This window comes from Streptomyces sp. CNQ085, assembly GCF_022614595.1.
Taxonomy (GTDB): Bacteria; Actinomycetota; Actinomycetes; order Streptomycetales; family Streptomycetaceae; genus Streptomyces.
In genome coordinates this window covers 1-23,027 of sequence record NZ_JAJFAU010000077.1, presented here as the reverse complement: position 1 = coordinate 23,027, position 23,027 = coordinate 1, and the positions used below count along the sequence as shown (strand labels likewise).

At 73.2% G+C, this 23,027-nt stretch carries 24 protein-coding genes and 1 pseudogene; 8 read left to right on the top strand and 17 right to left on the bottom strand.

Translation table 11 applies throughout. The features are described 5' to 3' along the window. The 3 genes from LJ221_RS14470 to hisI all read right to left on the bottom strand — a co-directional run. Positions 1 to 563: TIGR02234 family membrane protein (locus LJ221_RS14470; protein ID WP_241717052.1), on the bottom strand; the 563-nt coding region annotated here is incomplete at its 3' end. Then, positions 560 to 2,107 (bottom strand): anthranilate synthase component I, encoded by a 1,548-nt coding sequence (locus LJ221_RS14465; protein ID WP_241717050.1) that lies wholly within the window; start codon positions 2,105 to 2,107, stop codon positions 560 to 562. The genes LJ221_RS14465 and LJ221_RS14470, both read right to left, overlap by 4 nt. Beyond that, a complete protein-coding gene (gene hisI / locus LJ221_RS14460) occupies positions 2,104 to 2,487 on the bottom strand; it encodes a phosphoribosyl-AMP cyclohydrolase (protein ID WP_241717048.1) in 384 nt (127 codons plus the stop codon). The genes LJ221_RS14465 and hisI overlap by 4 nt, the downstream gene beginning before the upstream one ends. Positions 2,488 to 2,689: 202 nt before the next feature. Between hisI and LJ221_RS14455 the strand changes: the two genes are divergently transcribed. The 3 genes and pseudogenes from LJ221_RS14455 to LJ221_RS14445 all read left to right on the top strand — a co-directional run. Beyond that, entirely contained in the window at positions 2,690 to 3,538 is an 849-nt protein-coding gene (locus LJ221_RS14455; protein ID WP_241717045.1) for a hypothetical protein, read from the top strand. Between the two features lie 50 nt (positions 3,539 to 3,588). Next, complete coding sequence (locus LJ221_RS14450) at positions 3,589 to 4,221, top strand: TIGR03085 family metal-binding protein (protein WP_241717043.1); 633 nt, start codon at positions 3,589 to 3,591, stop codon at positions 4,219 to 4,221. Positions 4,222 to 4,406: 185 nt separating this feature from the next. Then, positions 4,407 to 4,703: pseudogene (locus LJ221_RS14445) on the top strand (MBL fold metallo-hydrolase); the annotation flags it as partial. Between the two features lie 26 nt (positions 4,704 to 4,729). On the opposite strand, the gene hisF reads toward LJ221_RS14445, so the two are convergent. The 9 genes from hisF to hisD are packed head-to-tail and all read right to left on the bottom strand — an operon-like array spanning position 4,730 to position 10,765. Further along, complete coding sequence (gene hisF / locus LJ221_RS14440) at positions 4,730 to 5,500, bottom strand: imidazole glycerol phosphate synthase subunit HisF (protein WP_241717040.1); 771 nt, start codon at positions 5,498 to 5,500, stop codon at positions 4,730 to 4,732. Beyond that, positions 5,501 to 5,962: a RidA family protein gene (locus tag LJ221_RS14435; protein ID WP_241717038.1), complete on the bottom strand. Its 462-nt coding sequence runs from the start codon at positions 5,960 to 5,962 to the stop codon at positions 5,501 to 5,503. After that, entirely contained in the window at positions 5,959 to 6,690 is a 732-nt protein-coding gene (priA, locus tag LJ221_RS14430; RefSeq protein ID WP_241717036.1) for a bifunctional 1-(5-phosphoribosyl)-5-((5-phosphoribosylamino)methylideneamino)imidazole-4-carboxamide isomerase/phosphoribosylanthranilate isomerase PriA, read from the bottom strand. The genes LJ221_RS14435 and priA overlap by 4 nt, the downstream gene beginning before the upstream one ends. A 48-nt stretch (positions 6,691 to 6,738) precedes the next feature. Further along, entirely contained in the window at positions 6,739 to 7,380 is a 642-nt protein-coding gene (gene hisH, locus LJ221_RS14425) for an imidazole glycerol phosphate synthase subunit HisH (RefSeq protein WP_247720032.1), read from the bottom strand. A gap of 2 nt (positions 7,381 to 7,382) precedes the next feature. Continuing rightward, positions 7,383 to 7,541 carry a hypothetical protein gene (locus LJ221_RS14420; protein ID WP_241717032.1) on the bottom strand — a complete coding sequence of 53 codons (159 nt, stop codon included), beginning with the start codon at positions 7,539 to 7,541 and terminating at the stop codon, positions 7,383 to 7,385. Continuing rightward, entirely contained in the window at positions 7,538 to 7,750 is a 213-nt protein-coding gene (locus LJ221_RS14415; protein WP_241717030.1) for a hypothetical protein, read from the bottom strand. Before LJ221_RS14415 ends, LJ221_RS14420 begins: the two co-directional genes overlap by 4 nt. After that, entirely contained in the window at positions 7,747 to 8,337 is a 591-nt protein-coding gene (gene hisB, locus LJ221_RS14410; RefSeq protein WP_241717028.1) for an imidazoleglycerol-phosphate dehydratase HisB, read from the bottom strand. Before hisB ends, LJ221_RS14415 begins: the two co-directional genes overlap by 4 nt. After that, a complete protein-coding gene (locus tag LJ221_RS14405) occupies positions 8,334 to 9,449 on the bottom strand; it encodes a histidinol-phosphate transaminase (RefSeq protein WP_241717026.1) in 1,116 nt (371 codons plus the stop codon). Before LJ221_RS14405 ends, hisB begins: the two co-directional genes overlap by 4 nt. Further along, positions 9,446 to 10,765, bottom strand: coding sequence for a histidinol dehydrogenase (gene hisD, locus LJ221_RS14400; RefSeq protein WP_241717024.1), 1,320 nt, complete (start codon positions 10,763 to 10,765; stop codon positions 9,446 to 9,448). The genes LJ221_RS14405 and hisD overlap by 4 nt, the downstream gene beginning before the upstream one ends. Positions 10,766 to 10,939: 174 nt before the next feature. Here hisD and LJ221_RS14395 point away from each other — a divergent pair, with 174 nt between their 5' ends. The 3 genes from LJ221_RS14395 to ybaK all read left to right on the top strand — a co-directional run bounded on the left by LJ221_RS14395 (position 10,940) and on the right by ybaK (position 14,041). Next, positions 10,940 to 12,559 (top strand): oxidoreductase, encoded by a 1,620-nt coding sequence (locus LJ221_RS14395; protein ID WP_241717022.1) that lies wholly within the window; start codon positions 10,940 to 10,942, stop codon positions 12,557 to 12,559. A 95-nt stretch (positions 12,560 to 12,654) separates the two neighbouring features. Continuing rightward, positions 12,655 to 13,443: an LON peptidase substrate-binding domain-containing protein gene (locus tag LJ221_RS14390; protein ID WP_241717020.1), complete on the top strand. Its 789-nt coding sequence runs from the start codon at positions 12,655 to 12,657 to the stop codon at positions 13,441 to 13,443. Positions 13,444 to 13,537: 94 nt separating this feature from the next. Further along, entirely contained in the window at positions 13,538 to 14,041 is a 504-nt protein-coding gene (gene ybaK, locus LJ221_RS14385; protein ID WP_241717018.1) for a Cys-tRNA(Pro) deacylase, read from the top strand. Positions 14,042 to 14,093: 52 nt separating this feature from the next. Here the strand turns inward: ybaK and LJ221_RS14380 are convergent, their stop codons facing one another. The 4 genes from LJ221_RS14380 to LJ221_RS14365 form a co-directional block, all read right to left on the bottom strand. Next, positions 14,094 to 14,771, bottom strand: coding sequence for a hypothetical protein (locus LJ221_RS14380; RefSeq protein WP_241717016.1), 678 nt, complete (start codon positions 14,769 to 14,771; stop codon positions 14,094 to 14,096). 96 nt (positions 14,772 to 14,867) lie between these two features. Beyond that, positions 14,868 to 15,686 carry an ABC transporter permease gene (locus LJ221_RS14375; protein WP_241717055.1) on the bottom strand — a complete coding sequence of 273 codons (819 nt, stop codon included), beginning with the start codon at positions 15,684 to 15,686 and terminating at the stop codon, positions 14,868 to 14,870. Between the two features lie 8 nt (positions 15,687 to 15,694). Further along, positions 15,695 to 16,720: an ABC transporter ATP-binding protein gene (locus LJ221_RS23740; RefSeq protein ID WP_374228451.1), complete on the bottom strand. Its 1,026-nt coding sequence runs from the start codon at positions 16,718 to 16,720 to the stop codon at positions 15,695 to 15,697. 30 nt (positions 16,721 to 16,750) lie between these two features. Next, the gene (locus LJ221_RS14365) at positions 16,751 to 18,133 is read right to left on the bottom strand and encodes an NYN domain-containing protein (RefSeq protein ID WP_241717014.1); all 1,383 of its coding nucleotides are present in this window, start codon (positions 18,131 to 18,133) and stop codon (positions 16,751 to 16,753) included. A gap of 316 nt (positions 18,134 to 18,449) precedes the next feature. On the opposite strand from LJ221_RS14365, the gene LJ221_RS14360 reads away from it, so the two are divergent. Further along, positions 18,450 to 18,623 (top strand): hypothetical protein, encoded by a 174-nt coding sequence (locus LJ221_RS14360; protein WP_241717013.1) that lies wholly within the window; start codon positions 18,450 to 18,452, stop codon positions 18,621 to 18,623. Positions 18,624 to 18,673: 50 nt separating this feature from the next. Here the strand turns inward: LJ221_RS14360 and dnaE are convergent, their stop codons facing one another. Continuing rightward, on the bottom strand, positions 18,674 to 22,216 hold the full coding sequence (gene dnaE / locus LJ221_RS14355; protein ID WP_241717011.1) for a DNA polymerase III subunit alpha: 3,543 nt from the start codon (positions 22,214 to 22,216) through the stop codon (positions 18,674 to 18,676). Between the two features lie 298 nt (positions 22,217 to 22,514). On the opposite strand from dnaE, the gene LJ221_RS14350 reads away from it, so the two are divergent. Next, positions 22,515 to 23,027: hypothetical protein (locus LJ221_RS14350; RefSeq protein ID WP_241717009.1), on the top strand; the 513-nt coding region annotated here is incomplete at its 3' end.

Below are 23,027 nucleotides of genomic sequence, written 5' to 3'. Positions count from 1 at the left end.
GCGCCCGCGCGCTCGTGGCGGCCCGACATCGCGGGCCAGCGGCCCCCGTGACGCAGGGCCAGCAGCCCTGCGGCCAGCAGGGCCGCGCCTCCCAGTGCGGCGACGTAGGGCCAGGGGCCGAAGGAGACGGCCTCGACCGAGTCCCGGGCCAGTCCGCTGGCCTCGGCCGCCTTCGCCTCCAGCGCGCTCCGGTCGCCCGCCCCCAGGAGGGCGGCGGCGACGGTGCCCGCACCGCACAGGGACAGCAGCACGGCGACCAGCGTGCGGCCGGTGCGGCGCACGGCGAAGACGGCGACCAGCGCGGCGAGGCCGACCAGCGCCAGGGCGCTGGGCAGCCCGGTCACCTCGCCGCCCTCGACCCGGACCGGCACCTCGCCGCGGGCCAGGGCGGCGGTGCCCTCGCCCCAGACCTGCCCGGCGGCCACGAGCACCGCGGCGGCGCCCAGCGCGCCGGCGGTCAGCGCGGCGCCCAGCGCACGCCGCGTGCCCGGGGGGGCTTCCGGAGACGCCTCGGTCCGGGGGGCGGGCTCGGGGGAGGAAGGGGGCGTGTGCGGGGAAATCACTCCACCACGCTACCGCCGAGCCGCCCGGCGGTGTGCACCGCCCTGAGCACCGCCGCGGCCTTGTTGCGGCACTCGGCATCCTCCGCCGCCGGGTCGGAGTCGGCCACGACCCCGGCGCCCGCCTGGACGTACGCCGTCCCGTCGCGCAGCAGCGCGGTGCGGATGGCGATGGCGGTGTCGGCGTCGCCGGCGAAGTCCAGATAGCCCACGCAGCCGCCGTACAGACCGCGCCGGGTCGGTTCCAGCTCCTCGATGATCTGCATCGCGCGCGGCTTGGGCGCACCGGAGAGGGTCCCCGCCGGGAAGCAGGCGGTGAGCGCGTCGAAGGCGGTGCGGCCCTTCGCCAGCCGTCCGGTGACCGTGGAGACGATGTGCATCACATGGCTGTAGCGCTCGACGGACATGAAGTCCACGACCTCGACGCTGCCGGGCTCGCAGACCCGGCCCAGGTCGTTGCGGCCCAGGTCGACGAGCATCAGGTGCTCGGCACGCTCCTTGGGGTCGGCCAGCAGCTCCTCGGCCAGGGCCGCGTCCTCCCGCGGGGTGGCGCCTCGCGGGCGGGTCCCGGCGATGGGATGCATCATCGCCCGCCCGTCCTCGACCTTCACCAGGGCCTCGGGGCTGGAGCCGACGACGTCGAAGCCCTCCAGACGCAGCAGGTACATGTACGGGCTGGGGTTGGTGGCGCGCAGCACGCGGTAGACGTCCAGCGCGCTCGCCGGGCAGGGCGCCTGGAAGCGCTGCGAGGGCACCACCTGGAACGCCTCGCCCGCGCGGATGCGTTCCTTGATCTCCTCCACGGCCCCCCGGTAGGCCGCCCCGCCCCACAGGGCCGCGTACTCGGGCAGCTCCGGCGCCGGCAGCGGGGCGGCCATGGCGGGCGCGGGCCGGGCGAGGTCGGCGGCCATGGCGTCCAGACGGCGCACGGCGTCGGCGTGGGCCTCGTCCACTCCGGTGTCGCGGTCGTTGTGGTTGATGGCGTTGGCGATCAGCAGCACCGTGCCGTCGCGGTGGTCGAGGACCGCGAGGTCGGAGGTGAGCATCATGGTCAGCTCGGGCAGCCCCAGGTCGTCGCGGGTGCTGTCGCCGATGCGCTCCAGACGCCGCACGGTGTCGTAGCCCAGGTAGCCGACCATGCCGCCGGTGAAGGGCGGCAGGTCGGCGTCGCGGTGCAGGTCGCGGGGGGTGTGCAGGGCCTCGACGGTGGCGCGCAGGACCTCCAGGGGATCCCCGCCCACGGGGACGCCGACGGGCGGGGCGCCCAGCCAGTGGGCCTGTCCGTCGCGCACGGTGAGGGTGGCGGAGGTGCGTACACCGACGAAGGAGTAGCGCGACCAGGTGCGTCCGTTCTCCGCCGACTCCAGCAGGAAGGTGCCGGGGCGCTCGGCGGCGAGTTTGCGGTACAGCGCGATGGGGGTGTCGCCGTCCGCGAGCAGGCGCCGGGTGACCGGGACGACGCGGCGGTCCTTGGCCAGCGTGCGGAAGGTCTCCAGGTCCGGGGAGGCGCCGGGCGCGGCGCCGGGGGAGGTGGCCTGGGCTGTCATGCCGGGCTCCCCTCCCGCGCCGCCGCGGGACCGCCCAGCGGCAGTTCGCCGGCGTCGAAGCAGGTGCGGTCCCCGGTGTGGCAGGCGGCGCCCACCTGGTCGACCTTGACCAGCACGGTGTCGCCGTCGCAGTCCAGGGCCACGGACTTCACGTGCTGGACGTGCCCGGAGGTGTCGCCCTTGGCCCAGTACTCGCCGCGGCTGCGGCTCCAGTAGGTGCAGCGGCCGGTGGTGAGGGTGCGGTGCAGGGCCTCGTCGTCCATCCAGCCGAGCATCAGCACCTCACCGGTGTCGTACTGCTGGGCGATGGCGGGCACCAGGCCGTCGGCGGTGCGCTTGAGGCGAGCGGCGACGGCGGGGTCGAGTGGTGATCGGGGCATGGGGTCATTGTGCCGTCGCCGCGGGGGGGGGGGGGGGGGGGGNNNCACCCCCCCCCCCCCCCCCCCCCCCCCCCCCCCCCCCCCCCCCCCCCCCCCCCCCCCCCCCCCCCCCCCCCCCCCCCCCCCCCCCCCCACGGCCCTGTGGCAGGGTTGTGACGCACCCGCGACTTGGCATGTCCGTGCTGTACGGCATTCTTCCGCCATGAGCTATCCATCGCCGCCCGACGGCGCGCACAGTCCCGGCCCAGGCGGCGGTTTCGGTCCGCCGCAGGGCTTCGGTCCACCCGCGGGCGGTTACGGCTACCCGGCTCCGGGAGGCCCGTCCGGACCGCCCGGAGCCCCTGGCGGGTACGGCGGATACGGCTATCCGGGCGCACCCGGCGGTCCTGGCGCACCCGGCGGTCCTGGTGCGCCCGGTCCCTACCCGCCCCCACCGGACGGAGGCGGCGGGGGCAACGGCGGGAAGATCGCGGCGATCATCATCGCCGCGGTGGTCGTCGCGGGGCTGATCGTCGGAGGCGTGCTGCTGGCCGCCGACGGCGGGAGCGGCGGGAACCGTGCGGAGCCGAACGACGCGTCCAGCACCCCGGCCTCCCCCGGCCCCTCCCCCACCGCCGGGGCGGGCGACGAGCCGGCACGGGAGCCCTCCACGGAGGCGCCCACGCCCGACCTGACGGCGATACCCAGCGATCTCGTGCTGTACGTGGTGCTCGACCCGGGTGCCTGCTTCGACCACCCGGCGCTGAGCAGCGACGTCACCGAGGTCGAGGAGCGGCCCTGCGACGAGCCCCACGACGGCGAGGTGATCGCCAACGAGACGATCACCGGGGACTTCGGCACCCAGGCGGAGCTGCGGAAGGAGGTCATGTCGCTGTGCAAGGCGGACGTGGGGAAGCGGCTGGCCCGGATGCCTCAGGACAGGACCTACTACTACTACGCCATCTTTCCGACGCTGCTGACGTACAACCGGGGTGAGGACCAGGTCACCTGCTCCCTCACGCTCAGCAACGAGGTGGACGGCCCGGAGCTGGACGCGCCGCTGCCGGACTGACCCGGGCGCGGTGCGTGGCGTGGGTCGGCGCACGGTCGTAGGGTGGCCGTATGTCGACCCACGCCCGGCGCGAACGCCTTCTGCTCGCCGACCTGTTGGAGACCTACGGGCCCGAGGCGCCCACCCTGTGCGAGGGGTGGCGGACCAGGGAGCTGGCGGCCCACGTCGTGGTGCGCGAGCGCCGCGCGGACGCCGCCGGCGGGATACTCCTCAAGGCGCTGCGGCCCCGGCTGGAGCGCGTGCAGCGGGAGTTCGCGGCCAAGCCCTACGAGGAACTGATCCAGCTCGTCCGCACCGGCCCGCCGAAGATGTCACCCTTCTCCCTCAAGCAGGTCGACGAGGCGGCCAACACCGTGGAGTTCTTCATCCACGGCGAGGATGTCCGGCGGGCCCGGCCGGACTGGACGCCGCGCGAGATCGACCCGGTCCTCGCCGACGCCCTGTGGCGGCGGCTGGAGACCACCGCCCGCGCCTACGGCCGCCGGTGCCCGGTCGGCCTGGTGCTGCGCCGCCCCAACGGCCAGGTGACGGTGGCCCGCAAGGGCGCCCCGGTGGTCACCGTCACGGGCGAGCCCGGTGAACTGCTGCTCTTCGTCTCCGGCCGGCAGGACTCGGCGCGGGTGGAGCTGGAGGGCGACGAGAAGTCCGTGGCGCGCGTACGCGGGGCGAAGCTCGGCCTCTGACGCCCGTCCCGGCGCCCTTCCGCCCGGGCTCCGTTCAAGCCGACGGCGAACAGCACGGCACGGCGGTCCTCCACGTGGTCGGACGCACGTCATGGAGACCATCTAAGTGCTGCCCGGACTGCACATGCTCGCCTTCGCCGTCGGCCAGGCGTATCTGTGGCGCGACCCCGGTTCGCTGACCCTGCGTGATCGGCTTCGGCGGCGGGGCCCGGGTGGTGGCCGCGCCCGGGCACACCGACGGCAGCATCGCGCTCCATCTTCCCGCGCACGGGGTGCTCTTCGCGGGGGACGCGATCGCGAACGTGGAGGGCCGCACCATCCTGGGGGTGTTCAACCTCGACCGCGCCCGCGCGATGGAGTCGTTCCGCCGGCTGGCCGCCCTGGAGACGGAGACCGCCTGCTTCGGGCACGGCGACCCGATTCCCCGGGGGGCGGGCGCGGCCCTGCGCAGGGCCGCGCGGGCCGCGGGTGACGGCGCCTGAGGCGGACGGGCCGTCCGGGCCGCCGGTCAGCGCACCGAGTGGCCGGCCTCGCGCAGGGCGTTCTTGACCTGCCCGATGCGCAGGTCTCCGAAGTGGAAGACGCTCGCGGCCAGCACCGCGTCCGCGCCCGCCTCCACCGCCGGGGCGAAGTCGGCGAGCTTCCCCGCCCCGCCGGAGGCGATGACGGGGATGGTGACGTGCTTGCGGACGGCGCCGACCATGGCGATGTCGTAGCCGTCCTTGGTGCCGTCGGCGTCCATGGAGTTGAGCAGGATCTCCCCGGCCCCCAGCTCGGCGGCCCGGTGCGCCCATTCCACCGCGTCGACACCGGTGCCGCGCCGGCCGCCGTGCGTGGTGACCTCGAAGCCGGAGGGCGTCACCGTCCCCTCCGGGCAGCGGCGGGCGTCCACCGACAGCACCAGCACCTGGCTGCCGAAGCGCTCGGCGATCTCCCGGATCAGTTCCGGGCGGGCGATGGCGGCGGTGTTGACGCCCACCTTGTCCGCGCCCGCGCGCAGCAGCTTGTCCACGTCCTCGGTGGTGCGCACGCCGCCGCCCACCGTCAGCGGGATGAAGACCTGCTCGGCGGTGCGGCGCACCACGTCGTAGGTGGTCTCGCGGTCGCCGGAGGAGGCGGTGATGTCGAGGAAGGTCAGCTCGTCGGCGCCCTCCGCGTCGTACACCTTTGCCATCTCGACCGGATCGCCGGCGTCGCGCAGGTTCTGGAAGTTGACCCCCTTGACGACCCGGCCGCCGTCCACGTCCAGGCAGGGGATGACTCGTACGGCCAGGGACACTTAGGCGTGCTCCTTCGGTGTGCGGAAGGCTTCGATCTCCACCTCGACCAGTACGCGCGAGTCGACGAAGCCGGAGACGACCACGAGCGTCGCGACGGGGCGGACGGAGCCGAACACCTCGCGGTGGGCGCGGCCCACGTCCTCCACGTCGCGCGCGTGGGTTATGTACATGCGGGTGCGGACGACGGAGCGGACGTCCAGGCCGAACGGCTCCAGGGCCGCCACGGCGCGCTCGAAGGCGGTCATGGCCTGGACGTACGGATCGCCCTCGCCCTGGATCGCCCCGTCGACCAGGGGCATCGTGCCCGCGACGAGGATCCGGTCGCCGGTCTCGACGGCCCGGGCGAAGCCGATGGTCTCCTCCCAGGGGCTGTCTCCGCGCACGCGCCGGAGCCGTCGGCCGTCTCCGCCCGTCTCCCCGTCTGCGTCGTTCTGCCGTCCCACCGCCGCGGACTCCGTCATCGGGACACCGCCTCCAGGGCCTCTTCCAGGGTGAACGCCTTGGCGTAGAGGGCCTTGCCCACGATGGCTCCCTCGACCCCCTCGGGCACCAGGGTCGCGATCGCGCGCAGGTCGTCGAGGGAGGAGACGCCGCCGGAGGCGACGACCGGGCGGTCGGTGGCGGCGCAGACGTCCTTCAGCAGCTGGAGGTTGGGGCCCTTGAGGGTGCCGTCCTTGGCGATGTCGGTGACGACGTAGCGGGCGCAGCCCTCGGAGTTCAGACGCTCCAGCGTCTCGTAGAGGTCGCCGCCGTCGCGGGTCCAGCCTCGTCCGCGCAGGGTGGTGCCGCGCACGTCGAGGCCGACGGCGATCTTCTCGCCGTGCTCGGCGATCACCTTGGCGACCCACTCGGGGCTCTCCAGGGCCGCGGTGCCCAGGTTCACCCGGGTGCAGCCGGTGGCCAGCGCGGCGGCCAGGGAGACGTCGTCGCGGATGCCGCCGGAGAGCTCGACCCTGATGTCCATGGTGCGGACGACCTCGGCGATCCGCTCGCGGTTGTCGCCGGTGCCGAACGCGGCGTCCAGGTCCACCAGGTGCAGCCACTCCGCTCCCGCCCGCTGCCAGGCCAGGGCGGCCTCCAGCGGGTCGCCGTAAGAGGTCTCGGTGCCGGACTCGCCGTGCACGAGGCGGACGGCCTGTCCGTCGCGGACGTCGACGGCGGGGAGGAGTTCCAGACGGTGGGTGCTCATCAGCGGGCGGTCCTAAGATCCTGAGGGTCGGTGTGGTGGCGGGTGGGGCTAGAGGGTGCTGACCCAGTTGGTCAGCAGTTGCGCGCCGGCGTCGCCGGACTTCTCGGGGTGGAACTGGGTGGCCCACAGCGGGCCGTTCTCCACGGCGGCGACGAACCGCTCGCCGTGGGTGGCCCAGGTGACCTCGGGGGCCGCCATGGCGGGATTGGTGGGCTCAAGCTCCCAGTCGTGCACGGCGTAGGAGTGCACGAAGTAGTAGCGGGCGTCGGCGGGCAGGCCCGCGAACAGCCTGGAGTCCCCGGGCGCCTCGACGGTGTTCCAGCCCATGTGCGGCACGACATCCGCCTTGAGCGGGCCGACCGTGCCGGGCCACTCGTCCAGGCCCTCGGCCTCGACGCCGTGCTCGATGCCCCGGCCGAACAGGATCTGCATGCCGACGCAGATACCCATCACCGGGCGCCCGCCGGCGAGCCGGCGCTCGACGACCCAGTCGCCGCGGGCCCTGCGCAGACCCGTCATGCAGGCGGCGAAGGCGCCGACGCCGGGCACGAGCAGCCCGTCGGCGTTCATCGCGGTGTCGTAGTCGCCGGTGATCTCCACCTCCGCGCCGGCCCGGGCCAGGGCCCGTTCGGCCGAACGCACGTTGCCGAAGCCGTAGTCGAAGACGACGACCTTCTTCCTCTCCGTCATGATCACGCCTCCAGACGCAGGATTCCGGCGATCAGGGACAGGGCGGCTCCGACCCCGAGCAGGGTGATGACCCCCTTGGGCATCCGCTGTTTCCAGAAGGAGATGGCGCCGCCGAGCAGGAAGAGCCCCACGAAGACCAGCAGGATGGAGACACCGCTCACGGTGTTCCTCCGTTCTCTCCCCGTGCCTCCGGCATGGTGGTACTCCCGTCCCCGCCCGCGCGGCACAGCGCGGCCATCACCGTCGGCAGCGGCCCGGCGGCCGCGCGCGCGACGTTCACAGCGTTCCTCCCGTTCACTTCTCCGCCCGCGCGGCACAGCGCGGCCATCACCGTCGGCAGCGGCCCGGCGGCCGCGCGCGCGACGTTCACAGGGCGCCCTTGGTGGAGGGGATCCCCGTCTGGCGCGGGTCGATCTCGCTGGCGTAGCGCAGCGCGCGGGCCAGCGCCTTGAACTGGCACTCCACGATGTGGTGCGCGTTGCGTCCGTAGGGGACGTGGACGTGCAGGGCGATCTGCGCCTGGGCGACGAAGGACTCCAGGATGTGCCGGGTCATCGTGGTGTCGTAGCTGCCGATCATCGGTGCCATGTTCTCGGGCTCACTGTGCACCAGGTACGGCCGCCCCGACAGGTCCACGGTCACCTGGGCGAGGGACTCGTCCAGGGGCACCGAGGCGTTCGCGAAGCGGACGATTCCGCGCTTGTCGCCCAGCGCCCGCCGGAAGGCGGCGCCGAGCGCCAGCGAGCTGTCCTCGATGGTGTGGTGGCTGTCGATGTGCAGATCGCCCTCGGTCTTGACCGTGAGGTCGAACAGCCCGTGGCGGCCGAGCTGGTCGAGCATGTGGTCGTAGAAGCCGACCCCGGTCGACACGTCGACCCTCCCGGTGCCGTCGAGGTCGATCTCGACGGCGACGGAGGTCTCCTTGGTGGTGCGCTCGACGCGACCCACACGGCTCATCGGTTGTTCTCCTTCAGTACTGCGCGTACCGCGTCGAGGAACGCGTCGTTCTCGGCCGGGGTGCCCGCGGTGACCCGCAGCCGGCCCGGCACTCCGTTGTCCCGGACCAGCACGCCCCGCTCCAGCAGCGCCTGCCACACCGCGTGGGCGCCGCCGGGGCCGTCGAAGTTCCCGAACTGCACGAAGTTGGCGTCGGAGTCGGTGACCTCGCAGCCCACCGCCCGCAGCTCGGCCACCAGTCGGTCCCGCTCGCCCTTGAGCTGCCGGACGTAACCGAGGAGTGTGTCGGTGTGTTCCAGCGCGGCGAGCGCGGTGGCCTGGGTGACGGCGGACAGGTGGTACGGCAGGCGCACCAACTGGACGGCGTCGACCACTGCCCGGTGGGCGGCGAGGTAGCCCAGCCGCAGTCCGGCGGCGCCGAACGCCTTGGACATGGTGCGCGAGACCACCAGGTTCGGGCGGCCGTCGATCAGAGGCAGCAGCGAGGGGCGGTGGCTGAACTCGCCGTACGCCTCGTCGACGATCACCATGGCGGGCCGGGCGGCCTGGGCGGCTTCGTAAAGGGCCAGCACAGCCTCGGCGTCGACGGCCGTGCCGGTTGGGTTGTTGGGCGAGCAGACGAAGACCACGTGCGGGCGGCGCTCCGCGATGACCGTCCTCGCCGCCTCCACGTCGATGGTGAAGTCCTCGTCGCGCGGCCCGGAGATCCAGCCGGTGCCGGTACCGCGGGCGATCAGGGCGTGCATCGAGTACGAGGGCTCGAAGCCGATCGCGGTGCGTCCCGGGCCGCCGAACGCCTGGAGAAGCTGCTGGAGCACCTCGTTGGAGCCGTTGGCGGCCCAGACGTTCCCCGTGGCGACCTCGTGCCCGGCGGTGCGGGTGAGATAGCGGGCCAGCTCGCCGCGCAGCTCGACCGCGTCGCGGTCGGGGTAGCGGTTGAGCTCGCGGGCGGCCCCGGCGACGCGCTCGGCGATGCGGGTCACCAGCGCCTCGGGCAGCGGGTAGGGATTCTCGTTGGTGTTCAGCCGTACGGGCACGTCCAGCTGCGGCGCCCCGTAGGGGGACTGGCCGCGCAGCTCGTCCCGGATGGGCAGGTCGTCGATGCCGGTCACTTTCCCTGGGGCACCTTCCAGTCGAACCTCGCCTTGAGGGCCGCCCCGTGCGCGGGCAGGTCCTCGGCCTCCGCCAGGGTGACCACGTGGTGGGCCACGTCGGCCAGCGCGTCGCGGGTGTAGTCCACGACGTGGATGCCGCGCAGGAAGGACTGCACGGACAGCCCGGAGGAGTGGCAGGCGCAGCCGCCGGTGGGCAGCACGTGGTTGGAGCCGGCGCAGTAGTCGCCCAGCGAGACCGGGGCCCAGGGACCGACGAAGACCGCGCCCGCGTTGCGGACCCGGGCGGCGACGGAGGCGGCGTCCTCGGTCTGGATCTCCAGGTGCTCGGCGGCGTAGGCGTCCACCACCGCCAGGCCCTGGTCCAGGTCGTCCACCAGAATGGTGCCGGACTGCCGTCCGGCCAGCGCCTCGGCGATGCGCTCGGCGTGTTTGGTGGAGGCCACCTGGGTGGTCAGCTCGGAGTCGACGGCGTCGGCCAGCGCCTCGGAGGGGGTGACCAGGACGGCGGCGGCCAGGGTGTCGTGCTCGGCCTGGCTGATCAGGTCGGCGGCGACGTGGCGCGCGTCGGCGGTGTCGTCGGCGAGGATCGCGATCTCGGTGGGGCCGGCCTCGGAGTCGATGCCGATGCGGCCCTTGAGCAGGCGCTTGGCTGCGGCGACCCAGATGTTGCCGGGGCCGGTGACCAGCTGGACGGGTGCGCATTCCTCGGTGCCGTAGGCGAGCATGGCGACGGCCTGGGCGCCGCCGGCGGCGTACACCTCGTCGACGCCCAGCAGGGCGCAGGCGGCCAGGATCGTGGGGTGCGGCAGCCCCCCGAACTCCTTCTGCGGCGGTGAGGCGACGGCCAGCGAGCCGACCTCGGCCTCCTGCGCGGGCACCACGTTCATCACCACGGACGACGGGTAGACGGCCCGCCCGCCGGGCACGTACAGGCCCACCCGCTCGACGGGCACCCACCGCTCGGTGACGGTGCCGCCGGGGACGACTCGGACGGTGGAGTCGGTGCGCCGCTGGTCGCGGTGGACGATCCGGGCGCGGCGGACGGACTCCTCCAACGCCGCCCGCACCGCGGGGTCGAGGTCGGCCAGTGCCTTGTCCAGGGTCTCGGCCGGGACCCGTACGCGCTCCAGCCGCACACCGTCGAAGCGCTCGTTGTACTCGATCACCGCAGCCGTGCCGCGATGGTGCACCGCGTCGCAGATCGGCCGCACCTTCTCCAGGGCGGCCTCGACGTCGAGTTCGGCTCGGGGCAGCAACTCCCGCTCGACCCCGGCGACGGCGAGGTCGCGTCCGCGCAGGTCGAGTCGGGTCATGGATACGGATCGAAGCACGTGTCCCAGTGTCTCAGACGCGATCCGGTGCCCGGCGCTCCGTATCAGTGCGTGATACACGGTACGGGTGGGCCTTGAGAGGGCATTCAGATGTCAGTGCTGACCGACAGCGTCGTAACCGTCACGCACTGCTGTCTGTGACTTGGGGGACACGTCGTGAGTGATGTTCCGAACAACGGGGATCCGCCACCCGGCATCCGGCTGACCACCGCGGAGTGGGGCATGTGGCAGGCCTTCCGCAACGGCAGCGAGCATGATCTGCGCTCGGGCGGGGCGGAGCCGGACGATCCGAACGGCGACCACGGGTGGGGTCCGCAGCGGACAGTGCGGGCCCGCGTCGTCGCCCTGCTCCTGTTGCACGGTCCGCCGCCGTTGCTCGGGCGTGTCGCCTCCCTGCATCTGACCGGCGTGTACGTGACGGGTCGGCTGGACCTGTCCGGCGGGACGGTCGAGCCGTACTTCGAGTTCCGGCAGTGCCGCTTCGAGCAGGAGGTGCTGCTGCACGAGTGCCGGCTGGTCACCGCCCGCATGATCGACTGCCACATACCCCGGCTGGAGGCCTCCCGGATGAGCACCGAGGGCGACCTCCACCTGCCGCGCTGCACCATCCCCGGCGGCGTCCGGCTCACCGACGCCTCCATAGGCACGGATCTGATGCTCAACGAGGTGACGGTCGGTCGCGGAGAGCGTGTGCGGTCACTGTCCGCCGACGGGATCCAGGTCGCCCAGGACCTCCAGGCCAGCCTGATGCTCGCCCAGGGGGAGGTGGGCCTGCGCGGCGCGGAGATCGGCGGCTCGCTGTTCATGTACGGCAGCGTCCTGCGCAGCGGCGACGGGCCGTACGCGCTGTACGCACCGCAGATGACCGTTGAGCACTTCGCCCACTTCGCCTCCTCCGGCCCGCGCCAGCTGCCGGTCCTCCACGGCACCACACCGCCGGGCGGCACCTCCTGGCCGCCTCCGGACGAGCACAGCCACATGGTGCGGCGTGTCAAGCGCTTCGAGTGCACCGGCGGGGTGAAGCTGGACGACGGGAGGTTCGGGGACTCCCTGGTGCTGGACGACGCGCGCTTCAACCTCCGGCGCGACCAGGAGCTGTCGCTGCGCCGCGTCCAGACCCCGGAGCTGTGCTTCACCCCCGAGCGGCCGGGCGGCGGGCGGGTGGTGCTCGCCGGGGCGACCGTGGACAACCTGGTGGACAGGGTGGAGAGCTGGCCGGTGGACGAGGGGCTGTGGATGGCCGGGTTCACCTACCAGAACCTCATCCCGCGCGGCCGGTTCACCCTCGCCCAGCGGTTGCGGTGGCTGGAGACGGCGACGCCGGAGTACGCCCCGGAGCCCTACGAGCAGCTCGCGGCGGTGATGCGCAACAGCGGGGAGGACGCGGACGCGCGCGTGGTGCTGCTGGCCAAGCAGCGCCGCCGCCGCGAGACGCTGCCGCTGGCCGCCAAGCTGTGGGGTTACCTGCAGGACTGGACGGTCGCCTACGGCTACCGGCCGGGCCAGGCCGCCCTGTGGATGGCGGTGCTGTGGGCCTCGGGCACGATGCTCTTCGCCCGGCGGCCCCCGGCTCCGCTCAAGCCCGGGGAGTCGCCGCACTGGAACGCCCCGCTGTACGTCCTGGACCTGCTGCTGCCGGTGATCGACCTGGGCCAGGACAGTCACTGGAGGCCCGCGGGCGCCTACCAGTGGACGGCCGCGGCGCTGATCATGCTCGGCTGGGTGCTGGCCACCACCGTCGCGGCCGGTGCCACCCGGCTGCTGAGACGCCAGTGAGCGCGCCCGGCGGACTGAAGCGGCGGGCACGCGGGCGGTAGGCGCGCGGCGGATGACGGAGGCGCCCCGCGGCGGGGAGGCCGTAGGCTGCGGCTGTGACCACCACGCGCCTACCGATCTTTCCCCTCAACACCGTGCTGTTCCCGGGGCTGGTACTGCCGCTGAACGTCTTCGAGCAGCGGTACCGCGCCCTGATGCGCGACCTGCTGGAGATCCCCGAGGACGCACCACGCCGCTTCGGGGTGGTCGCCATCCGGGACGGCCGCGAAGTCGCCCCCACCGCGATCGGGATGCCGGACCCCACAGCACAGGCCGCCGCCGGGCCGGCCGCGGGCTTCGGCCCCGACCCGATGCGCGCCTTCCACACCGTGGGCTGCGTCGCCGACGCCACCTCCATTCGTGAGCGCTCCGGCGACGAGGAGGCCGGCGGGGACAGCGGGGAGCGGAAGGGCGGGAGCGGGGGCGGCTACGAGGTCCTCGCCACCGGCACCACCCGCTTCCGGCTGCTGTCCGTGGACGCCTCGGGGCCGTATCTGGTCGGCGAGGTCGAGGAACTGACGGAGGACGGCGGCGAGGGTGCGGGTGCGCTCGCCGCCGGCGTGCTGCGGGCCTTCCGCGTCTACCATAAGCAGCTCGCCGGCGCACGGGAGAGGACCCTGGCCGGCGGCCAGGAGCTGCCGGACGAGCCGTCGGTGGTGTCATACCTGGTGGCCGCCGCCACCGCCCTGGACACCCCGACCAGGCAGCGGCTTCTGCAGGCTCCGGACACCGCCACACGGCTGGCCGAGGAACTGAGGATCCTCAGGCGCGAGACGGCGCTGATCGGCAGGCTCCCGTCCGTTCCCGCGGCGGACCTCACCCGCGTGCCGACCAGCCCGAACTGACACGGCCCGAACCGCACAACCCGAAAACCGGTGGGCCGCCGACGGAGCACGGCGACCGCACACCGCACACCGACCGACGCGAGGCACGGCGAGCATGGCCAGGAAGAAGCAGAAGGCGGGGACCGGAGGCACCCCGGCGACGGTGGCCGCCACGAAGGCGGGCGTGGACTTCACCCTCCACTCCTACGAGCACGACCCGGCGGCCCCCTCCTACGGGGAGGAGGCCGCCGAGGCTCTCGGGGTCACCCCCGAACAGGTGTTCAAGACGCTCGTCGCGGATGTCGACGGCGCGCTGACCGTGGCGGTCGTCCCCGTCTCCGGCTCGCTGGACCTCAAGGCGCTGGCGGCGGCGGCCGGCGGCAAGCGGGCCGCGATGGCGGATCCGGCCGCGGCCGAGCGCGCCACGGGCTACGTGCGCGGCGGAATCTCGCCGCTGGGCCAGCGCAGGGCGCTGCCCACGGTGGTGGACGCCTCGGCTCAGGGACATGCCACGGTCTGCGTCTCGGCCGGGCGCCGGGGTCTGGAGATCGAGCTGACCCCCGCCGATCTGGTGAAGCTCACCGGCGCGGTGACGGCGCCGATCGCCCGTTCCCGGTAGCCGCTCCGCCCCGGCCCGGGGCCGCACCGGAAGCGGTGAGCGGCGGGGGGCCTCACGCCCCCCGCCGGTCCTCCGCGCCGCCCGGCGGCGGACCCCACCCGGGGTGGAGCGGGTGCGCGGGCTCGGGGTCCCGGGGGCCGAACAGGGACGTGAGGGCCAGATGGATGCCCAGTGCGGCCAGCGGCCACGCCAGCAGCGCCCCCTTGGCGTGGAGCTCCAGCGGGGCGTCGAAGACCCTGCCCTCGCCCACGGCCCCGGCCCGGGCGGCCACGTCCTGGTCCGGGCCGAACTGCACGCCCAGCCACCAGGCCAGCAGTGAGCCCGCCAGCGCACCGGCGGCCAGACCGATCACCACGCCGACGCCGCCGCGGCGCCGGGCGAGGAAGACCGCGGCCCCGCTCAGCGCGCCGAGACCCAGGGCCAGCAGGACGAACGTGCCGTCCGCGCCGACCGTCTCCTCGCCCTCGGAATCCCTGAGATAGACGGCGGTGCCGTCTGAGATCAGCGGGACCCTGGGCGCCAGCCACAGCCACAGCAGCCCGAGCACCACTCCCAGGCTCGCCACGGCCGCCGCCACCGCCGCCGCTTCGAGGGCCTCCCGGCCGGCCGGGGCGCCCGCGGCCCCGTCCTCGCCGGGGTCCTTGCCGTGCGGGGCGCTCCCCCAGGGGTCGTAGGACGGGCCCGGCCGGGACGGGCCGTGGTTCGGGGAGGGAGGCGTCGGTGCGGTCACCCTGCCATCGTGCCAGGCCCGGTCCCCGGTACGCCTGGCGGTACCGCGCACCGCGATCACCCGGCCGGGGCGGCGGCCCCCCGCGGCGGCCGGTGGTCAGCGCACCGCGGCCCGGCGGTACGCCCAGGCCGCGGCGGCGAGCGCCGCGGCCCCGACGGCGGCGCACACACCGAGGTCGAGGACCACCTCGTCCCAGCGCGGCCGGGGCCCGAGGACGGCGGCCAGCGCCTCCACACCGTACGTCGAGGGCAGCAGGTCCCTCAGCAGCCGGACCGGTTCCGGCAGTCCTCCGGCCGGGAGCACGCCCAGCAGCAGGGCCGCGGACATGCCGAGCTGCCCGCAGAGTGTGGCGATTTCCTGGCGGGGCGCGAGCAGGCCGAGGGCCGCGCCGAGTCCGGCGAGCGCCGCTCCGGCCAGCGGCACCACCGCGGCCAGGAGCCACAGGCCGTCCAGCGGAAGCCCGTAGAGCAGGCAGCCGGCCACCGCGGTGAACGCCGTGCCGGGCGCCGTGAAGGAGGCGTACGCGCCGGCCGTGCCCAGCACCACCGCGGCGGGCGGCACCGGCAGGGTGGCGTAGTGGTCCAGGCCCCCGGAGGCGCGCAGCTGGCCGAAGTACTGGGCGAGGAGGTTGAGCGCGACGAAGGCGACCACCAGCACGCTGGAGCCGGCCACCACCGCCCGCGCCTCCTCCCCGGGACCGCCGTCGACGACCCCGCGCATCAGGACCATGATCCCGACCGACTGGAAGGTCGCCACGAACAGCAGCGGGATGCGCGCCACCCGCGCCCGGGAGAGCTGCGCCCGGTAGACGGCGCCCAGGGCGGGCCACAGTCCCGCGCCCGGGGCCAGCGGGGCGGCTCCCGTCCCTCGCTCCTTCCTCCCGGTCCCGGCGGCCTCCCGCCGGGTCCTCGCCACAGCCGTGCTCACACCTTCACCAGACCTTCCGCGTGTCCCCCCAGCGCCAGGTAGACGTCCTCCAGGCTCGGCGTGGCGAGGGTGAAGTCGTCCAGTGCGGCGAACGCCGGGCCGCCGGTGACGGCGGCGACCGCCGCGCGCGCCTCCTCGGGGGGCAGCCGCAGCGTCCAGCGGCGGCCCGTCTGCGCGGCGTCCGGGCGCAGCGCGGCGACCTCGGGGACCTCCAGCGGCGGCCGGTCGCGCCACACCAGCTCCAGCCGCACGTCCTCACCGACCATGGCCTTAAGGCCGGCAGGGGTGCCACAGGCGACCGCCCTGCCGCGGTCCATCACCACGACCCGGTCCAGGACCAGCTCGGCCTCGATGACGTTGTGGGTCACCAGGATCACCGTGGCCCCGCGCTCGGCCCGCCGCCGGTCGACCGCCGCCCACACCGCGCGCCGCGCGACGGGGTCCATGCCGGTGGTCGGCTCGTCCAGCACCAGCAGGGACCGCTCCCCCACCAGCGCCGCCGCCACACAGGCCAGCCGTCGCTGGCCACCGGAGAGACGTTTCAGGGGGCGTGAGGCGATCGCGCCGAGCCCCAGTTCCTCCAGGACCCCGTCGCTCTCACGGCGCGCGGCCGCCGCGCCCAGACCGCGCAGCCGCCCGGTGGTCTCGGCCGCCAGCGCGACGGTCAGCTCGTCCAGCGCGGTGGACTCCTGGCCGAGGTAGGCCAGCAGCCGCGCGGCCCGCCGCGGGTGGCGGACCAGATCATGGCCGAGGACGTCGACGCGCCCGGAGTCGGGGCGCAGCAGCCCGGTGAGCTGCCGCACCAGGGTGGTCTTTCCGGCGCCGTTCGGGCCGAGCAGACCGAAGACCTCGCCGTGCCGGACAGTCAGGCTGACGCCGTCGCTGGCCCGTACGGCGGGGGTGACCGGGGCGCCGCGGCGGCCGCGCCGGGCGGGGTAGGTCTTGACCAGGTCGCGGACGCGCACGGCGGCCGACCCCGGCCCGTCCGCGCTGCCCACCGTCTGCCCAGTGCCCGTACTCACGAGCTACGAGGGTACGCGCCCGGCGCGGACTCACTCCGCGGCGGGTGCGCGTTCACTCGTGGTGCGGGCGTCGACCTCGCGCCAGAAGCCCGCGCGGATGGCGTAGCGGTCGTGCTCGTCGATCTGGTCGTCCTTGTGCGCGAGCAGGCCGAAGCGGGCGGCGTAGCGCAGCAACTCGCCGTCGATGCGGTGCGGGATGCGGGGATACTCGCCCGACAGCGTCCTCAGGTGGGCGAAGGTGGCCAGCCGCTCGATCCAGCGGCGGGCGAAGACCTGGCCGACCTCGAAGGGGTCGCCGCTGACGGTGGTGATGTCCTCCTCGCGGTCGGCCCACCGCTGCTCGGCGGTCGTGAGCTGGGCCAGCATCGGCAGGGTGGCGGCCTCGGGGGACTCGGGGGCGGCGCTCCGGTCGGCCCAGCCCCTGTCGGAGGACCAGCGCAGGGTCGCGCCGGCGGGGGCGGGGGAGGTGTTGTGGGGCTGCACGGCGGGCCGGCCGAGTCCGGCGAGGTCCTTGGGAGTGGGCACGCCCCTGCCGTGGCCGGTGTCGGCGGACTGCTCCCCTCCTCCCGCGAGACCTTCCCCGAGGCCGTCCGCGGGCTCCCGGGCCGCTTCCTCGCCGGACTCCCCGGGGAGAGGGGCCTCGACACCGCTCCCGCCCGGGGCCTGCCTCTGGGCCGGGGCCGGGGCCGGGGCCGTCCTGCCTCCGGTGCCGGCGGCATCCGCGGTGCCCGTGCCGCCCTCGGCGGAGACGCCCGTGGCACCGGGGGCTGCCGTGGCGTTCCCGCCGGAGGGGGCGGGTTCGGGCAGCGGGGCGGAGAGGATGGCGGCGATCTCGGGCTGCTGGGGCGGGCAGATCCCGGTGAGGTCCCTGGCCCGTACGGCGCGGGTGATCCATTCCCGGTCCAGAACGCGCCGCTCGTCGGCCTCCGCGACCAGGTCCTCGGACTGGTTGTAGTCGCCGTCGGCGGCCTGGACCGCCCACAGGTGGACGGCGACACCGTGCTCCTTGGCGGACATCAGTCCGGGCAGCAGGTCGCCGTCCCCGGTGACCAGCACGATGTCGGCGCAGGCGCGGTTGCGGGCCAGCTCCGTCAGCTCGGCGTGCATGGCGGCGTCCACGCCCTTCTGCGCCCACCGCCCCTCACTGCGGGTCAGGGCGCCGAGCCGTACCGTCACACGCGGCATCACCCGCAGCCGCCGGTGCTCGGGCTGAGGCACCCGGTCGGGGGCGCCGTCGAACCAGTAGATACGCAGCAGCCGGCAGCCCGTGTCCCGCTCGGCCCGTTCGCGCAGCCCCTGGATGAGCAGGGAGTGGTCCACGGTGATCCGGGAGCGCGCGGGCTCGCCCGCCAGGAGGCTCGCGGCGGCGCCCAGGAGATATCCGGCGTCCACCAGGACGACGCAGCGGTCCACGCTCCACCCACTCTCGATACGACCGGCACGACCGGCACGACCGGTGCGGCCGCCGGGGCCGGGGACGTCTGGCGTGGCCGCGGCACGTTCGCCCCGGCCACGGTTCTTCGAGTCTGTTTCGAGTCTGCCCGACCGTACAGGGCTTATGGGCCCCGCCTCGATCTTCGGCGTGGCGGGGGCCGGTGTCCACAGTGCGGGAGATCCCTTCCGGCCGGAAGGGACGAACACCGAGGATTATCACCCGAGATGCGCACTGTGCGGACGCGTGCGACGCTGGGCACGGCCCATCGTTCCGAGATCCGCACAGGAGGCGATCGTGGGCAAGCGCAAGAAGGACGGCCGAGAGCGGCACGGCGGGCGCACCGCCGCCGAGGAGACGCAGGAGCAGTCGAGGACCACCGCCGAGCGGATGGCGCGGACGCAGCCGGCCGCGCAGGGCACACCCGCCGACGTGGCGCGCAAGCACCGCAGGCGCTTCGGCCACAACTGACACCGGCCGGCGGCCGCCGCACGGGGCGTCCGGCCCGGCTCCGGCCCGCCTCAGCCGGCCAGGCAGGAGGGGCCGAGCAGCGCCTTGAGGTCGCCGAAGAGCGCGGGGTCGGCGGTGACCCGGTGCCGGTCCAGGCGCAGCACCGTGGTCTTGCGGCCGCCTTGGAGCCTGACCCGTACCTCGGTGGAGCCGCGGTGGTGGGTGAGTACCTCCCCCAGCCTCTCCACCAGCGGCGGGGTGACCTTGACGGTGGGGATGGTGATGGTGACGGGCGCGTCGGAGGCGGCGTCCGACAGGTCGGGGACCATCAGCTCCATGGCGACCAGCCGGGGGATGTCCTCGCGCTTGTCCAGGCGTCCCTTGACGAAGACCACCGCGTCCTCCACGAGCTGGGTGGAGACGAGCTGGTAGGTGGCGGGGAAGAACATGCAGTCGATGGAGCCCGCCAGGTCCTCCACGGTGGCGATCGCCCAGGCGTTGCCCTGTTTGGTCATCTTCCGCTGGAGCCCGGAGATGATCCCGCCGATGGTGACGATCGAGCCGTCGGAGAAGTCACCGCCGGTGAGCTGGGAGATCGCCGCGTCCGTCTTGTCGGACAGCACGTGTTCGAGTCCGAACAGCGGGTGGTCGGAGACGTAGAGGCCGAGCATCTCACGCTCCTGGGCGAGCAGGTAGCTCTTGTCCCACTCCTCGGGGGAGAACTCCACGTCCATGCCGAAGCCGGGGCCGCTGTCGGAGGACTCCTCGCCCATCCCGCCGAAGAGGTCGAACTGTCCCTCGGCCTCCTTCCGCTTGACCTGCACCACGTTGTCGATCATGGTCTCGAAGTGCGCGGTCAGGCCCTTGCGGGTGTGGCCCAGTTCGTCGAAGGCGCCGGCCTTGATCAGCGACTCGACCGTGCGCTTGTTGCACACCACCGCGTCGACCTTGTCCAGGAAGTCGGGGAAGGAGGTGTACCTCCCCTTGGCCCTGCGGCAGGCGACGATCGAGTCCACCACGTTCTGGCCGACGTTGCGCACGGCGGTCAGCCCGAAGACGATCGTGTCGTCTCCGCGCGGGGTGAAGTTCGCCTCGGACTCGTTGACGTCCGGCGGCAGCACCTTGATGCCCATGCGACGGCACTCGTTGAGGTAGACCGCCGATTTGTCCTTGTCGTCGCGCACCGAGGTCAGCAGGGCGGCCATGTACTCGGCCGGGTAGTTCGCCTTGAGGTAGGCCGTCCAGTAGGAGACCAGTCCGTACGCCGAGGAGTGCGCTTTGTTGAAGGCGTATCCGGCGAAGGGCACCAGCACGTCCCACACGGCCTGGACGGCCTCGTCGGAGTAACCCTTCTCCCGGGCGCCCTTCTGGAAGTTGACGAACTCGGCGTCCAGGACCTCCTTCTTCTTCTTGCCCATCGCCCGGCGCAGCAGGTCGGCCTGTCCGAGGCTGTACCCGGCGAGCACCTGGGCGGCCTTCTGCACCTGCTCCTGGTAGACGATCAGGCCGTAGGTGACGTCGAGGACCTCCTTGAGAGGCTCCTCCAGCTCCGGGTGGATCGGGGTGATCTCCTGCTGACCGTTCTTGCGCAGCGCGTAGTTGATGTGGGAGTTCATCCCCATCGGGCCCGGCCGGTACAGGGCCGAGACCGCGGAGATGTCCTCGAAGTTGTCGGGCTTCATCATGCGCAGCAGGGAGCGCATGGGGCCGCCGTCGAACTGGAAGACGCCCAGGGTGTCGCCGCGCTGGAGCAGCTCGAAGGTCGTGGGATCGTCCAGCGTGAGGTCGAGCAGGGTGATGTCGACGCCCTTGTTGGCCTTCACCAGCTTGACGGCGTCGTCCATGATCGTGAGGTTGCGCAGGCCCAGGAAGTCCATCTTCAGCAGGCCGAGCGACTCACAGGTGGGGTAGTCCCACTGGGTGACCACCGCGCCGTCGTTCTTGGGACTGAAGACCGGCACGTGGTCGATCAGCGGCTCACTCGACATGATCACGCCCGCGGCGTGCACGCCCATCTGCCGCACCAGGCCCTCGATACCGCGGGCCGCGTCGATGACCTTCTTCACGTCCGGCTCGTTCTCGTACATCCCCCGGATCTCGCCCGCCTCGTTGTAGCGGGGGTGCTTGGGATCGGTGATGCCCGACAGGGGGATGCCCTTGCCCAGGACGTCGGCGGGCATCGCCTTGGTGATGCGGTCGCCCATGGCGTACGGGTAGCCGAGCACCCGGGCGGAGTCCTTGATCGCGGCCTTCGCCTTGATGGTGCCGTAAGTGCCGATCTGGGCGACCTTGTCGGCGCCGTACTTCTCGGTCACGTAGCGGATGACCTCGCCGCGCCTGCGCTCGTCGAAGTCGATGTCGACATCGGGCATGGAGACGCGCTCGGGGTTGAGGAACCGCTCGAAGATCAGCCCGTGCTCGATCGGGTCGAGGTCGGTGATGCCCATGGCGTACGCCACGATCGAGCCGGCCGCGGAGCCGCGGCCCGGGCCGACGGCGATGCCGTTGTTCTTGGCCCACATGATGAAGTCGGCGACGACCAGGAAGTAGCCGGGGAACCCCATCTGGACGATGACGTCCATCTCGTAGTCGGCCTGCTTCTGCCGGTCCTCGGGGACGTTGCCGGAGTACCGGCGGGCCATCCCGCGGCGGACCTCCTCACGGAACCAGGACTCCTCGGTGTGGCCCTCGGGGACGGGGAAGCGGGGCATCAGGTCCTGCTTCTCGAACCATCCGTCGGCGTCGATCTGCTCGGCGACCAGGAGGGTGTTGCGGCAGCCCTCCTGCCAGGCGTCGGAGGAGTCGATGGCGTACATCTCCTCCGTGGACTTCAGGTAGTAGCCGGCGCCGTTGAACCGGAAGCGGTCGGGGTCGGAGAGGTTCTTGCCGGTCTGGATGCACAGCAGCGCGTCGTGCGCCTCGGCCTCGTGGGAGTAGGTGTAGTGGCTGTCGTTGGTGACCAGCGGGGGGATGCCCAGCTTCCTGCCGATCTCCAGCAGTCCGTCGCGGACCTGGCGCTCGATGTCGATGCCGTGGTCCATCAGCTCCAGGAAGTAGCGGCCCTTGCCGAAGATGTCCTGGTAGTCGGAGGCGGCCTTGAGCGCCTCGTCGAACTGTCCGAGCCGCAGCCTGGTCTGTACCTCGCCCGAGGGGCAGCCGGTGGAGGCGATCAGGCCCTCGGAGAACTCGGCGATCATCTCCCGGTCGGTCCTGGGCCACTTGACGAAGAAGCCCTCCATGTAGGCGTCCGAGGAGAGCCGGAAGAGGTTGTGCAGGCCGGCCTTGTTCGAGGCCCAGATCGTCTTGTGGGTGTAACCGCCGGAGCCGGACACGTCGTCGCGCTTCTGGTGGGGCTGGCCCCACTGGACGCGCCGCTTGTACCGCCGCGACTGCGGGGCGACGTAGGACTCGATGCCGATGATCGGCGTGATGCCCGCCTTGGTGGCGTGCTGGAAGAAGTCGTAGGCCCCGTGGAGGTTGCCGTGGTCGGTCATGGCGATGTGCGTCATGCCCATCTCCTGACACGCTTCGAACATGTCCTTCAGCCGCGCCGCACCGTCCAGCAGGGAGTACTGCGTGTGTACGTGCAGGTGTGTGAACGGCGGTTTGGCCACGGCGGAGGACCTCCAACGAGCGGGCTTGCGGCAGTTCCGAACGGCTCCGAAGTCTACGTCCGGGAGCCGGCGGGAACCCGCCACCCGGCGGGTGCGGCGGGTTCCCGCCGCGTGTTGCCCATCTGGCCGCCGCGCGCCCGGAAGCCTCTTCGGGATCCCGTACGCCCCCTGCCGCGGAACCTCCGGCGCCACAGGGGTCACACCGCCACCGCCCACGGGTGTCCTTCGTGTTGCGATCCTCACCCGGCGCCCGTTCTTTAGGCGCTTCTTAGCGGCAGCCGTGGCACACTCGGCTGCGATGGGCAGGACCGGTCTCTCCGACACAGGCATCCGGGCGGTGCGCGCCGCGGTCTTCACCGCGCTGTGCCTCGTCCTGTCCGCGGGTGCCCATGTGCTGCTCTCGGCAAACCCCGTCCCGTACCCGGCGCTCCTCGCGGTCGGCGCGGCGGTCTTCGCGATCGCCTTCGCGCTCGCCGGACGCGAGCGGGGCTTCCGGGCGATCGCCGCGCTGCTGGTGCCGCTGGAGCTGGCCGCCGACACCGTCTTCACCACCGGGCAGCACGCCTGCTACGGGCAGGCGGGCGGCCCTGTGGCCGGGCCGCTGCGCGCGGTCGGCCTGGACCTGCTGTGCACGGGCGGCGACCTCGGTACGCCACTGGCGCGGATGACCGCCTCCGGCGCCTCCCCGCTGCCGGTGGCCGCCCATCCGGCCGCCCCGTGGCTGCTGCTGGCCGCGCATGTGGCGGTCGGCCTGGCGGCGGCCGCCTGGCTGCACCGGGGCGACACGGCGCTCACCCGGCTGCTGCGCGCC